The sequence below is a fragment of the Streptococcus ruminicola genome (assembly GCF_011387195.1).
Lineage (GTDB): Bacteria > Bacillota > Bacilli > Lactobacillales > Streptococcaceae > Streptococcus > Streptococcus ruminicola.
The window spans coordinates 648,563-662,287 of the sequence record NZ_CP046919.1 but is presented as its reverse complement, the minus strand read 5'-3'; the positions used below and the strand labels follow the sequence as shown (position 1 = coordinate 662,287).

Annotated in this window: 14 protein-coding genes; 10 read left to right on the top strand and 4 right to left on the bottom strand. The window is 37.4% G+C overall.

All coding sequences use genetic code 11. The features are described 5' to 3' along the window. Nucleotides 1–16: 16 nt before the first annotated feature. Nucleotides 17–1,288, top strand: coding sequence for a 2-hydroxycarboxylate transporter family protein (locus GPZ88_RS03425; protein ID WP_166043403.1), 1,272 nt, complete (start codon nt 17–19; stop codon nt 1,286–1,288). A gap of 123 nt (nt 1,289–1,411) precedes the next feature. Here GPZ88_RS03425 and GPZ88_RS03420 read toward each other — a convergent pair whose 3' ends face one another. Together GPZ88_RS03420 and GPZ88_RS03415 are read right to left on the bottom strand one after the other, a co-directional pair. Continuing rightward, complete coding sequence (locus tag GPZ88_RS03420) at nt 1,412–2,617, bottom strand: L-lactate MFS transporter (RefSeq protein ID WP_158914547.1); 1,206 nt, start codon at nt 2,615–2,617, stop codon at nt 1,412–1,414. Nucleotides 2,618–2,757: 140 nt separating this feature from the next. Then, on the bottom strand, nt 2,758–4,311 hold the full coding sequence (locus tag GPZ88_RS03415) for an ATP-binding cassette domain-containing protein (RefSeq protein WP_240915109.1): 1,554 nt from the start codon (nt 4,309–4,311) through the stop codon (nt 2,758–2,760). A 176-nt stretch (nt 4,312–4,487) separates the two neighbouring features. Between GPZ88_RS03415 and GPZ88_RS03410 the strand changes: the two genes are divergently transcribed. From GPZ88_RS03410 to GPZ88_RS03375, 8 genes are all read left to right on the top strand, one after another. Further along, complete coding sequence (locus GPZ88_RS03410) at nt 4,488–5,258, top strand: TatD family hydrolase (protein ID WP_074602974.1); 771 nt, start codon at nt 4,488–4,490, stop codon at nt 5,256–5,258. Then, nucleotides 5,251–5,820: a ribonuclease M5 gene (gene rnmV, locus GPZ88_RS03405; RefSeq protein WP_074603284.1), complete on the top strand. Its 570-nt coding sequence runs from the start codon at nt 5,251–5,253 to the stop codon at nt 5,818–5,820. The genes GPZ88_RS03410 and rnmV overlap by 8 nt, the downstream gene beginning before the upstream one ends. After that, nucleotides 5,817–6,341: a DUF1697 domain-containing protein gene (locus tag GPZ88_RS03400; RefSeq protein WP_166043399.1), complete on the top strand. Its 525-nt coding sequence runs from the start codon at nt 5,817–5,819 to the stop codon at nt 6,339–6,341. Before rnmV ends, GPZ88_RS03400 begins: the two co-directional genes overlap by 4 nt. Before the next feature lie 88 nt (nt 6,342–6,429). Continuing rightward, entirely contained in the window at nt 6,430–7,302 is an 873-nt protein-coding gene (rsmA, locus tag GPZ88_RS03395; protein ID WP_074564489.1) for a 16S rRNA (adenine(1518)-N(6)/adenine(1519)-N(6))-dimethyltransferase RsmA, read from the top strand. A gap of 369 nt (nt 7,303–7,671) precedes the next feature. Continuing rightward, a complete protein-coding gene (locus GPZ88_RS03390) occupies nt 7,672–7,854 on the top strand; it encodes a ComC/BlpC family leader-containing pheromone/bacteriocin (protein ID WP_166043397.1) in 183 nt (60 codons plus the stop codon). Next, nucleotides 7,848–8,537 carry a CPBP family intramembrane glutamic endopeptidase gene (locus tag GPZ88_RS03385; RefSeq protein ID WP_166043395.1) on the top strand — a complete coding sequence of 230 codons (690 nt, stop codon included), beginning with the start codon at nt 7,848–7,850 and terminating at the stop codon, nt 8,535–8,537. Before GPZ88_RS03390 ends, GPZ88_RS03385 begins: the two co-directional genes overlap by 7 nt. 32 nt (nt 8,538–8,569) lie before the next feature. After that, entirely contained in the window at nt 8,570–9,244 is a 675-nt protein-coding gene (locus GPZ88_RS03380; RefSeq protein ID WP_166043393.1) for a CPBP family intramembrane glutamic endopeptidase, read from the top strand. A gap of 339 nt (nt 9,245–9,583) precedes the next feature. Next, the gene (locus GPZ88_RS03375; protein WP_166043391.1) at nt 9,584–9,763 is read left to right on the top strand and encodes a hypothetical protein; all 180 of its coding nucleotides are present in this window, start codon (nt 9,584–9,586) and stop codon (nt 9,761–9,763) included. Between the two features lie 25 nt (nt 9,764–9,788). On the opposite strand, the gene GPZ88_RS03370 is transcribed toward GPZ88_RS03375, so the two are convergent. Continuing rightward, nucleotides 9,789–11,171, bottom strand: a complete 1,383-nt coding sequence (locus GPZ88_RS03370; RefSeq protein ID WP_166043389.1) for a bacteriocin secretion accessory protein — start codon at nt 11,169–11,171, stop codon at nt 9,789–9,791. 9 nt (nt 11,172–11,180) lie between these two features. After that, on the bottom strand, nt 11,181–13,328 hold the full coding sequence (locus GPZ88_RS03365; RefSeq protein ID WP_074626896.1) for a peptide cleavage/export ABC transporter: 2,148 nt from the start codon (nt 13,326–13,328) through the stop codon (nt 11,181–11,183). Nucleotides 13,329–13,567: 239 nt separating this feature from the next. Between GPZ88_RS03365 and GPZ88_RS03360 the strand changes: the two genes are divergently transcribed. Continuing rightward, nucleotides 13,568–13,723, top strand: coding sequence for a bacteriocin class II family protein (locus GPZ88_RS03360; protein WP_107374736.1), 156 nt, complete (start codon nt 13,568–13,570; stop codon nt 13,721–13,723). Nucleotides 13,724–13,725: the final 2 nt, after the last annotated feature.

Genomic DNA, 13,725 nt, shown 5'->3' with positions numbered 1-13,725 from the left:
GAGGATAACCATTCGTATGAAAAAATTAAAAGATATTAAAATTGCAGGTCTTTCTCTACCGCTTTATACGGCTCTGGTTATCATTTTAGCTGTTGTTATTGCTATGGGAAAATTACCACTGAACATGGTGGGAATTACCTTTATGTTAGTTGTTTTAGGTCACCTCTTTTATTTCCTTGGTGAGAGATTGCCGTTTTGGAATACTTACCTTGGTGGTGGCTCAGTATTTACTCTTCTTTTAGCAGCGGTGCTTGCCGCAACAGGTCTCGTGCCAAAATCTGTTGTTGAAGCAACATCGACTTTTATGAGTGATTGGGGCTTTCTAGATTTTTACATCGCTGCCCTTATCTGCGGTTCAATTTTGGGAATGAATCGTAAACTTTTGGTGAAAGCCTCTGCTAAGTTCATTCCTGTTGCTCTTTTATCAATGGTTGTCGGATTCTTTGCAACAGGTGCTGTCGGAGCTCTTCTTGGTCAGGGCTTTGGACATTCTGTCATGTATATCTCCTTTGCGCAAATGGCAGGTGGTATGGGAGCAGGGATTGTTCCTTTATCAAAAATCTACGCAGCAGGACTTCACACAGATGCCTCAAACGTCTTGTCACAATTAGCTCCAGCTACAACACTTGGTAACATTTTTGCCATTATTGGAGCTATCGTGATTGCGCGTGGCTTTGCTAAAACAAAATTCAACGGACACGGTGTGCTTATCCCTGTGGATAAAGATGATTTGAAAAAATCAACTGCACCACTTGACCCAACTAAGGTTGGTGTCGGAATGATGCTTGCTTTTGCCCTTTTCCTTGTTGGTGTCATTTTAAATGTCCTTGTACCAAAAGTGCATAGCTATGCCTTTATGATTATCATTGTCTTTATTCTAAAAGCTCTTGATATCGTGCCTAAAGAGTTAGAAGAAGCAGTTGTCATGTTTAACCGTGTTGTTATGGTGAATTTGACACATGCCGTTCTTGCAGGTATCGGACTTGCTATGATTGACTTGTCATCACTTGCACAAGCCATGACATGGCAATTTGTCCTTATCAGCTTAACATCAGTGGTATCAATGGGACTTGCTAGCTGGATTTTAGGTCAAGTGCTTGGCATGTATCCAGTTGAGACAGCTATCGGAGCTGGTATGATTAACAATTCAATGGGTGGTACTGGTAACATCGCTGTGCTTTCTGCGGCAGATCGCATGGAAATGATTGCCTTTGCCCAAATGGCAAACCGACTTGGCGGTGCAATCGTCCTCATCCTTGGAGGAATCCTAATCCAATTTTTACATTAATTCAACACTTTACTCCTTAAAATGTATTGAATACCCTTTAAAATTTGTGTTTACTCTGAAAAAATAGACAATATTATTACACAGAACCCCCTAGCTTGCTCACCACAGGCTAGGGGGTTATTTTTATGATAAATATTTATTTTCTTTTTGTGATTTTAGCCAAAGTGTAATAGCTAGTGCAAGTAGGTAGAGTAGGATAAAGACAATAAGAGTACTTGTGTATGATTTGGTTGCTGAGTATGTGACAGCAAGCAGCATTGGACCTGCTAGCGCAGCCATTCCCCAAGCTGTTAAAATATAGCCGTGCATGGTTGCCAACTCCTTAGCACCGAAAATATCGCTAAGATATGGTGGAATGAGTGAGAAGCCAGCTCCGTAGCAAGTCATGAGCACAGCCATGGCAATGGTGAACAATGCTGGCGCGTGAAGGAACATGAGCGATACAGTCATGAGTATATTAACAACAAATAAAATAAGGAAGGTCAGCGGACGACCGATATAGTCTGACAAGCTAGCCCAGAGCAATCTTCCAAAGCCATTGAAAATTCCCATAAGCCCAACGATAATGGCAGCTTGGTTGGCAGTCATGCCAGCTACATCTTGTGCCATAGGTGAGACAACAGAGATTAAGGCAAGCCCACAAGAAATGTTGATGAAGAGAATTAGCCAGAGCAGGTAAAATTCTACTGTTTTTAAGGCTTTTTTAGCTCCAATACCTTGACTTAATTGCTTATGACTGTCGTCAGTATCCTGTTCACTGTAGGATGGAAATTTGAGAAACTGTGAGACGATAAGCATGACCAGAAAATAAGCTCCCCCTAACAGGTAAAAGGTGTTGATAACATCATATTTGGTGATTAAAAAATGTGCAATTGGACTGGTTAAAAGAGAGGCAAAGCCAAATCCCATGATAGCTAGCCCAGTTGCCAGCCCTCGTTTATCAGGAAACCACTTGATAATCATTGATACGGGTGTGACATAGCCCGTACCCAGCCCGATACCGCCAAGGACACCATAACCAAGATAAAGCAGAAAGATACTATGCTGGGCAATAGCAAAGCCTGTCAGGACGTTTCCAGAAGCGTATAAGATTGCAGAAATGGTACCAGTAACACGAGGTCCAAATTTTTCCACAACTTGCCCCATAAATGCAGCAGACATGCCAAGACAGAAAATGGCAAGCGAAAAAGCAAAGGCAATCGCTGATTGATTCCAGCCAGTCTCAGCAATAATAGGATTACGATAAACACTCCAAGCGTAGGTAGAGCCTAGCATTAAATGCAAGATAACTCCACAACTTGCGATGACATAACGATTGTTGGTAGACATTACTTCTCCTTTTTACGAATGTTAAGACACAATGTTTTAAATAACGTTAGGATATTATTGTATCTTATTTTTGAATATAAGTAAAATAGTATTTTTATTGCACAAAAAACGAATGATAAAAAGGAGGTAATTAAGAACGTTCAGAGTTTTATAATTTGGTCAAATAAAGCTCTATTTTCATCGTATAAGTGGTGAGTAATCATGATGACAGTGAGTTCGTTTGTTTGTAGTAGCTTTCTTTCAATATCAATAGCAGTTAGCTTATCAAGATTAGATACCGCTTCGTCCATAATGACAATTGGCTTATTACCGAGTAATTCTCTAGCAATAGCAATTCTGGCAGCTTGACCTCCAGATAAATCATCTTGGAAAGTAGTATCTAAGTCTTTGCCGATAAACTTATCCACATGTGCAAAAGTTAAAACCTCTTTAAAAAAATTCTTATCCACAGAACGACCAAGCGTGAGGTTAGTACGTAATGTATCTTTAAAAAGATGAGCTTTCTGCGGAATTAAAGCAAAAATATTTTGTAAACTTTCTAGTGATATTTCTTGATAGTTATGGCTATCTAAATAAATGTCACCGTCATAATCTGTTAATTCTCCAGTTAAAATACGAATGAGTGTTGACTTCCCTGCACCTGAGCTGCCAATAAGGGCAACTTTTTCGCCTTTTGAAATTGTAAAGTCGGGAAAGGTAATTTGTTTTCCATTATCGAAACGGAGACTTAACCGATGACAAGTGATGTTTTGGTTAAAATCTGTTAGACTAATAGTTCTTTTGGTTGAAATTGTTTTAGGGTATTTATCAATTAGTTTAGTAGTTGCTTTATATGTGACGATATTGTATGCAGCTCCTCTAGTGTAATTAAATAGGCAGCTAGTTAGATTAGCAATTGAAAAGATAACCCCCGTAGTGATTTCACCCTTGATAACTAAATAACCTGTTGCAATGAAGATTATAACTTGTGCGATAATACTTGACATCATGGAAAGGGAATTAGCGCTACTTGATTCTCTAGTTAGCGTGACTTTAGATTTGATAAGTTTACTAAAATCAGTTAAAATACGATTTTTAAAAAAGTCGGTTTGATTATTGTGATAGAAGATTTCAAAGCCCTCTAGGTAGTCACTTGTTCTATTTAATGCTTGATTAGAGGTATTGGATACTTCTTCGGTTCTTAGAGCGATTTTTCCCTCAAAAACTTTAGGAATAAAATAAACGAAGGTTGTCATTATAATACTGACGATGAGTAATAACCAGTGGAAATAGATAATGGCAAAAGCATTTAAAGCGACTGTTACAATACTTTCAATAGCATCATAAAATTGTTTGAATCCATTATCTTTTAAAAGATTCATATCATTAATCAACCATGAGTTGTATTCAGATTTGGTGTGATGGTTATTGCCAGAATAAGTGTTAACAATTAAGGAATTTAGTAAATCATCTCGTATGAAATTCACTTCTTTTTGGCAGAGTTTTTCTTTCAGACTATCTTTCCAAATTTGTAGGAGACTGTAGCCAGCCCAACAAAGAACATCAATGCAAGACCAAAAAATAAATTGGTTCCAATTGCTTTTTATTAAGGCATCAAGCATCCATGTTAAAGACAGTGAACTCATAACATTAGTTGCAACCCAAAACACAATAACAATAAGTAAAATGAGATTTTCTTTTTTTAATTTCCACAAGTAAGATAGCATAACCCAAATTTCCTCTTTTGTTGAATATACCTTTATTATAAAGAATTATCGTCACAAAGCAAACGATTGCATAAGAATATTTTTGTTGAATAATATATCTAACTTTCCCTGATTTTCCTGGCACTTGCTTTGGTGTCTCTTGCGGTCTGTGTTATAATAAAACCATGGAAATATTTGATACACACACGCATTTGAATGCTGATGATTTTGCTGGGCGTGAAGCAGAAGAATTGGCACTTGCAAAAGAAATGGGCGTCACTCGACATAATGTTGTTGGATTTGATGCACCAACTATTAAACGCGCTATTGAGTTAGCTGAAGAATACCCAGAAATTTATGCCACAATTGGTTGGCACCCGACAGAAGCAGGTTCTTATAATCAAGAAATCGAGGACATGATTGTCTCAAATCTCTCACACCCAAAAGTGATTGGTCTAGGTGAGATTGGCCTTGATTACTACTGGATGGAAGACCCTAAAGAGGTTCAAATCGAAGTTTTTAAACGCCAGATTCAACTTTCAAAAGACCACAATTTGCCATTTATTGTCCACACACGCGACGCTATGGAAGATACTTACAAAGTGATTAAAGAAGTCGGTGTAGGGCCACGCGGTGGTATTATTCACTCATTTTCAGGTTCTTTGGAAATGGCAGAGCGTTTTATCGAGCTAGGCATGATGATTTCATTTTCAGGTGTTGTGACCTTTAAAAAAGCTCTTGATGTTCAAGAAGCTGCGCAAAAATTACCGCTTGATAAGATTCTAGTTGAAACGGATGCGCCTTATCTTGCCCCAGTTCCAAAACGTGGTCGTGAAAACCGCACCGCTTATACTCGCTATGTTGTAGATAAAATTGCTGAACTTCGTGGATTAACAAGCGAAGAAGTGGCAAAAGCAACATCAGACAATGCAAAGAGGTTATTTGACTGTGACTGAAAAAATTAAAATTCAAGAAGTGCTTGTTGTCGAAGGAAAAGATGACACTGCAAATCTACGTCGTTTTTATGATGTTGATACCTATGAAACACGCGGCTCAGCTATCAACGATGACGACCTTGAACGCATCGAAAAATTAAATAATCTTCGTGGTGTTATCGTCTTTACTGACCCTGATTACAATGGCGAACGCATTCGTAAAATCATCATGAATGCTATTCCAAACGTCAAACATGCCTTTTTAAATCGTGGCGAAGCCGTTCCAAAATCAAAAAGCAAAGGTCGCTCGCTTGGAGTAGAACACGCAAACTTCGAAGACTTGCAAAAAGCGCTCAAAGGTGTTTTAGGAAACTTTGATGATGACAATCAATTCGACATCACAAGAGCTGATTTGATGCGCTTAGGACTTTTGATGGGTGGCGACAGCCGTAAACGTCGTGAATACCTTGGCGAAGAACTCCGCATCGGCTATAGCAATGGCAAACAACTTCTTAAACGCTTAGAACTTTTCGGCATTACTCTAGCCGAAGTAGAAGAAGCAATGGAGAAATACGAAGAATGAAAAAAGTCGCACTCTTGCGAGGTGTCACACCAGTTGGTCAAAATCGGATTCCTAAAATGACTTATCTTGTTGAGATTTTAACAGAAGCAGGTCTTGAAAATGTTAAGACATATATTCAAAGTGGCAATATCGTTTTTGAGACAACCTTGTCTGACGATGACATTTGTGCATTGATTCATGACACGATTCAGGCAAAAATCGGTGCGGATTTATCGGTTATCCTCAAAACGCAAGTCCAGTTTACGACGGCTCTTGCTGAAAGTCCCTTTGATGAAAGCTATGACGTTTCACGTGTTCACCTTGTTTTTACAAATGACCAGTTTTCGCAGGATAAGTTAGCTGACCTGTTAGAAACTGACTTTGGTGATGAGCTCTTGCGAGCAGGAAGTGAATGCCTCTATCTCTATTTACCAAGAGAAGCCAAGAAAAAACGACTGAATACCAATTATTTAGAAAAACAATTACACATCACAGCTACCATGCGAAAGCTCAGAAGTGTTTCACGTTTAAGCCAGATGTGATACAATAGTAACTTGCATTGACAGAAACGAAAGGAATGACAAAACCTTATTCTGGGGATAACTTGTGGATAAGGTAGTTAAATAAATTATGAGAATTGCTGATTACAGTGTGACGCGTGCTGTCCTTGAGCGTCATGGATTTACCTTTAAAAAATCATTTGGACAGAACTTTTTGACAGATACTAACATTCTACAAAAAATTGTGGATACTGCTGAAATTGACAAAAACGTCAACGTTATCGAAATCGGTCCTGGTATTGGTGCTTTGACAGAATTTTTAGCTGAAAATGCTGCTGAAGTTATGGCGTTTGAAATTGACGACCGTTTGATTCCGATTTTGGCTGATACGCTTCGCGATTTTGACAATGTCAAAGTCATCAATGAAGATATCTTGAAATCAGACCTTCAAAGCCGTATCAAAGAATTTGCTAACCCAGACCTTCCAATCAAGGTCGTAGCAAACCTTCCTTACTACATCACAACACCAATCTTGATGCACTTGATTGAATCAAAAATTCCATTTGCAGAATTTGTCGTGATGATGCAAAAAGAAGTGGCGGACCGTATCTCAGCAGAACCAAATACCAAAGCTTACGGTTCACTTTCAATTGCGGTGCAATACTACATGACAGCAAAAGTTGCTTTCATCGTGCCACGTACAGTCTTTGTGCCAGCGCCTAATGTTGATTCAGCAATTTTGAAAATGACGCGCCGTGAACAACCACTTGTTCAAGTTAAAGACGAAGATTTTTTCTTCCGCATTGCTAAAATCAGTTTTGTTCACCGTCGTAAAACCCTTTGGAACAACTTGACAAGTCACTTCGGGAAAGCAGAAGAAACTAAAGCTAAACTTGAAAAAGCTCTTGAAATGGCAGAAATCAAACCATCAATTCGTGGTGAAGCTTTATCAATTGCAGACTTTGCAAAATTAGCTGACGCATTGAAAGAAGTCGGTTTATAATAAAAAAACAACTCGAAAGAGTTGCTTTTTTTATGCTTAAAATAGATGATGAGTTAAACTTGTCACTACTGTTGAAAAGTCATGCCAAGGCTGTGACATCACTAATTTATAAAATATAATCAAACTCATTGTTAATCTCCTAAAAATTTCAGTTACCAATACCGCTTTTATTATGCCATAAAATGTATAGCTGTGAACGCTCAGGTCATAAACGGTTAATATTCAGTCGCAAACGGTAAGGATTATTGAAAACTTTACCGTTTACGATGAAAAAACAACTGTTTACGACATAGACGGTTGTTGTGCGAAAATTCTGATAAAACAAAACTTATCAATCGCGATGACAAAAACAATTTAGGAGACATTAAAATGAACAAAAAAACGATTGAACAATTTGCCCTAATGACAGCTGAAGAGCTTGCGTGTGTTGAGGGCGGAAATCAAGTCTTTGCTGGAGGCGGGGGAAAATTCACCCCTGATCAACCTTGGTGGACAAAAGCTGATTGGTGCTCAATCGCAAGTGGCGTTAATGGGGGAATGATTGTGTGTTAAATCATCTTTTAGATGATTATAGAGAAAAGCGAGTTTTATTATTGGCTTTTCCTCTTATTTTTTATGTTATCTTTTTTTACCTTTTGCCAGGATTATTAAGACAAGTATTTATAAAATATGCTACCGATGATTTTCACAAACTGATTTTTTTGTGCAGTTATTTTACTTTTGTATTTTTGTTGATGGTGTCCTATTTGCTTAAGCAAGAGGGGAAAAAGTTTTTTAAAGTGAGTTTCAAGTATCATTATATTGGGATAATTATTTTATTGTCTTTGGGAAACATTGTTCTTTCTGTTGTTCTTGCTTATTATTTGCCGTTGCCAATGAACCAGCAATTACTGAATAATAGCAGGTTAGGTGCATCAGAGAGTAGTCTACTTGTGAAGCTTTTGTGGGGAGGCGTGATTACTCTTATAAATGAAGAACTATTTTATCGCGGTATTTTGATGACAACTTATTTTAATAATTCACGTTACTACCTAGATATTTTAGTATCTACTGTTTGTTTTGCGTCTATCCATGTTATCTGGTCAGCGTGGTCGTGGTTAGATTTTGTTCAATATATTCCTGCGGGACTTTCTTTAGGTGTGACTTTTAGGTGGACAAAATCAATTTATTATCCAATATTACTGCATGCTTTGGTAAATTATCTTCCAAGAATTATTTTGGCTTTACTAAATTAAATATAAAATTTGATTTCTAAAAAGGAGTATTTATGATAGAAAAAGTAAAGAACTTACTTGCTCCAAAACTATTGGCAATATTTTTTATCTATTATCATCTATTTGGATTAAAGTTTGTAATGTTTACTATTTTAGAGCGATTTGATTTACCATTAACGGAATATCATTACCCTCTTCTTAATATTTTTACCATCCTATTTATTATTGTACTGGTGATATACCTAAGACGAAGAAGACCAGAAATATTTCAAATAAGACCACTAAAACCTTTAGATTATTTAGTAACTTTGCTTGCTTTTGGGGTGATATACGCTTACTTCAGTAATCTTTTATTTGTTGGTGGAGATATAAAAAATGATTTATTATTTTTCCGTGATTCCCCATTGGCGTTTTTGGTCGCATTACAACCCTTTATTATCGGACCAATCCTAGAAGAGTTAGTTTATCGTGGTGTTTTGATGACTAGCTTTTTTGAGAAATCAAAATTTTACTTAGATTGCTTACTATCTGCTGTGATGTTCTCAGTAGCTCACCTATGTTCTTATGGTTTGAGTTTAGAGGTATTTAAAAATTATGCTTTTCTTGGTTTCATTTTAGCAATTCTTTTTAGAAAAACACGGTCAATCTATCCATCAATTCTTGTTCACATGGCGTGGAATATTTATCTTAGCTGGCATCTGATTACATTTATTTTCTTTGAAAGGTAGTAAAAATCATGAAAAAATTACCGTTTACGACGAAAAAACGACCGTTTACGACATAGACGGTCATTTCGCAAAATTTCTGCTACAATTAAATATGTCAGTCACATGACACGTCATTTCCAGGAGATTTAAATGACATAAGGACTTTAGTCGCAGTGTTACTAAGAAGTGTTGTTGCAATGTAAAAAGGGAATCTTAGGCACTTGCGAGATATTATGGGAGAAACCTATCTTTGAAAATTCATCGTTTTCAAGATGATATTAGAGGAAAGTAAGTTAGGATGCTTACTTCCCTTTTCTTTTTACACTTAAAAAAGAAAATTAAGGACAATGGGAGGATTTTATGAAAAACTCGCAGCCAAAATTTGGCTGGCTAGTAGCAGTAAGTGCTGTTTCAGTGATTTGGATAAAAAATTTTATACTAGAATCTAACGATTTATCGGAAAAACTTGTCTATATAGGAATTTATCTTCTTTATTTAGTCTTAGTTTTGGTTAAAGTGTTCAAACCAAGAAAAAAATAAAACCAGCCAATTTGGCTGGTTATTCTTATTGAAAATCTTTTAAGAGTTTGTCTTTGTAGTAGTTAAAGAAGGATTTTTTTCCGATAATACTAATGGTTTTTCCCTGTAAGCCGTATTTTAGCTTAGAGCTGTCTTTTTCAGTAACCTCTGCAGTTGCTGTGACTTTAAAGAAATTTCCACCTTTGGTTTGGGTAGCAGAGCTGGCAATTTTACTAATTTTTCCGCTAACAACGATGGCGTGATTGCTAATCTTTTCAAGAGTTAGACGCACACACTGTCCTTTTTTCAGTTGGCTAACATGAGTTGAATCAACGTAGTATGAAATGGCAACTTTTTTGGTTTTAACAATATCAGGATAAATTTCTGCAATTTGGCTTCCTTGAGGGAGAAGAGTTTTCCCTTCAAACTCATCAGAAACATGTAAAATCCCATTTTCTTTAGCTTTTAGGATAGTATCAGATTTTGACAGGCTTGTTTGATCAAGCTGCGCTTGTAAGCTTTCTTTTTCCTGAGTTACTTGAGCTAGCTGTGTTTCAGCTTGGGTCAGTTCTTGCTGGCGCAGACTTTCAATTTGGCTAGCTGCACTGGTATCGTAACTGCCAGTTGAGTAATTTGAAGCAGCTTGGGTTTGCAAGCTTGAAATAGAAGAATTAATGCTATCAATTTGGCCTTGGAGGTCAGCTATAAACTGATTTTTAAGGCTTTCTTTGCTGCTGGTAGCGGCATCGGTAGGAAGAGCTTGGAGCTGGCTTAAATAGCTGTTAAGAGTAGCTGTGTACGGATTACCACCAGAAACACTTGTTTGATTGTTTTGAATGGCATCTTTGACTTCTATGTATTGGCTAGCTTGTGTTTGAAGTTCACTGATTTGTTTGTTAACCGCAGCGTTAGCTCGATTGACCCCTGCTTCTTGTTTGGCAACCGAATCATTAGCCTGAGAAACTTGAGCCGTAATGGTTTTACTTTGGCTAAGAAAACGATCGATAGTTGCAGCACAGCCAAATTCATCATCACCTGAAAAAAGATTTTTATTCTGATTGAGGCTATCTTTTAGTGTGTTTAGGGCATTTTGCTGACGCTCATCTCGCTCGATTTGGGTCTGAATAGCTTTAATTTGACTTTCTTCTAATTTATCCGAGTACTGGATAAGCAAATCTCCTTTTTTAACCGTTTTGTTTTCGCTCAAGTGATTAACAAGAACAGTGTTATTGCTAGTAGATTGCACGACATCGATAATTTTTGTAGGACGAAGGCTACCAACAGAAGTGACAGTGATTTCTTTCTTTCCAATGAGAGAAAATAGCAATAAAAAAAGCACGAAAGCTGTCATTGGAAGAACCAAGAGTGTCGCAAAATTATGGTAACGTCTGTGGTAGAATTCAGCCGATTGAAATAACTTAGGGTTCATGATTCCTCCTTATTCTTGAAATAGCTGAGCGTAAAAGCCAGGATTTTGCATGAGTTGCTCGTGATGACCTTGTTCGATAATTTGTCCTTTATCTAGGACGATGACACGGTCAGTTTGCTTGGCAATGCTTAAGCGGTGAGCAACAAAGATAATGGTTTTGTCTTTTAGAGCTAACAAATTGTGGATAACACGTTTTTCGGTCAGCACATCAAGACCGCTTGTTGCCTCATCTAGGATTAAGACGGGTGACTTAGTCAGAAGTGCTCTGGCAATAGCAAGGCGCTGTTTCTGACCACCTGATAAACCAGCTCCGTCTGAAAGTTCAGTGTGATAAGCCATCGGCATCGTTTCGATATCTGATCGAATTTCTGCAATTTCACAAGCTTTGATAATATCTTCCTGTGTGATATTGTCAGAAGCTCCCAAGGTTAGATTTTCTAAAATGCTTCCTGAGAAGACATAAGATTGCTGAGGCAAATAGTTGATATGTTGTCGAAGGATTTTTTTATCAATGGTTTTATAATCATAACCACCTAGGGTGATGTTTCCTTGGTTTGGGCTGTAAAAATTAACCATCATTTTTGCAAGGGTGGTTTTACCTGAGCCGCTAACGCCGACTAGGCTAACTTTTTCACCTTCTGTAATAGAGAGATTAATATGGCTTAGCGTATCACGTCCAAAGCTGTATTTATAAGAAACATCATCAAAGACAAGGTCACCTTTGAGAAAGTCTTTGTTGTTAAAGACTTCTTTATTGTCAAATTCAGAAGAGACGAGATAGACTTCGTTAAGTCGATTATTGGCAACTTTAGCTGACTGCAACTTAGTCTGTAAATTAATAATATTTTCCATCGGATTTGTGAAGTAAGATAAGAGAGTGTTGTAGGTAATCAACTGCCCAACAGAAATTTTCCCTGTCATAACTAGATGTGAACCGTACCAAAGAATAGCGACGTTTAAAATCAGCTGTGCTCCCTGTTTTAATGACGTTTGGATTGCTTCATATTTACTAAGAGTGAAACTTTTGTCTAAATAACCAACAAATTCACTATCGATATTGCGATAGCGAGTTTCTTCACTAGTGAGTGACTTGATGGTTTCAATTCCGTTGATATCTTCAATAATAGCAGAGCTGACCATGGAATTTGCTTGCATGACGTCATGGTTCATACGCTCAAACGGCTTCATAAAAGCAAAGATGATAATGGCATAGATTGGAAGAGCAACTAGAGTGAGAAAGAATAATTTAGCATTCTGCAGAATCAAAACACTGCCAACGATGAAAAGGATACTCACATCGAGAAAAAGCGATAAGATTGTTGAAGCAAGGGCATCGATGATAGAGTTGGCGTCGGTAAAGCGTGAAATTACTTCCCCAGTTCGTCTTGTCGCAAAAAAGGACATGGGCAATTCAAAAATATGACGAACGTAAGACAAAATCACATCAATAGTTAATCGTTGGCTTAGAACGACGAGTAAATACTGTTGCGAAAAACTCATAATCTGTTGCATGATGTAAGTCACGACCAAGCCGATTGAGACAATTCCAAGGGTGGATTGGAGTTGATTGGGAATATAGTCGTCCAAGATTCCTTGAAGATAATAAGAGCCGACAATATTAATCAAAGTCACTAGCAAACTAGCAAGAATGATATAAGTCAATAAGGCCTTTTGTTTAAAGATAATTGGTAAAAAGCTTGTTAAGCCATTTTTCTTATCTTTATGCGGCTTATAAGTTGGAGCTGGTGCTAAGAAAATAGCTACCCCTGTCCATTCTTTTGCAAAATGTTCCTTAGACAGTTTAGTGACCCCGACACTTGGATCAGGATCACCGATGATTAGATAATCTTTTTTAGCCTTATAGATGACATAATAGTGTTGCAGTTTTCCTTGCTTATTCACATGGACAATGCAAGGATACGGGATATCATCCATCTCAAAAAGTGCCATATCAGCTTTTACAGCGCGTGTCTCAAAGCCAATCTTTTTAGCTGCCTCGACGATTCCAAGAGCAGTTGTTCCTTCTTTATTCGTCTTAGCCAGTTCCCTCAAGTGAGCAAGCGAAAAATGTGAGCCGTAGTGTTTAGCAACTGATGCCAAAGCAGCTACCCCACAATCTCGCATATCAATCTGACTAACGTATTTGTATCTCCTCATAAAACCATTCCTTCTAAAACAGAGTCAAAAAATATTATGCCACAAAAAACTAGCTTGTAACACCCCAAGTCATAAACGGTCGTTTTTTCGTCGTAAAAGGTCATTTGCTTACATCGATTTTACCGTTCGCGATTGAATTTTAACCATTTACGACATTTACATTCACAAATAAAATTCTATGCTAAACTAAGAATTGTCAGTTGCAACGACAAAATAAAAAGGAAAATGGAGAAGAAAACATGAAAAATTTGGAACAATTTGATGTAATGACAGATGAAGCACTTTCTACTGTGGAAGGCGGGAAAAGTTTCTTTTATGATTTTGGATATTGGTATGGTAGTCATGCCAGCCTTTCTAATCTAGCTAATAATCTTGGACGTATGTTAAGAAGTTAATT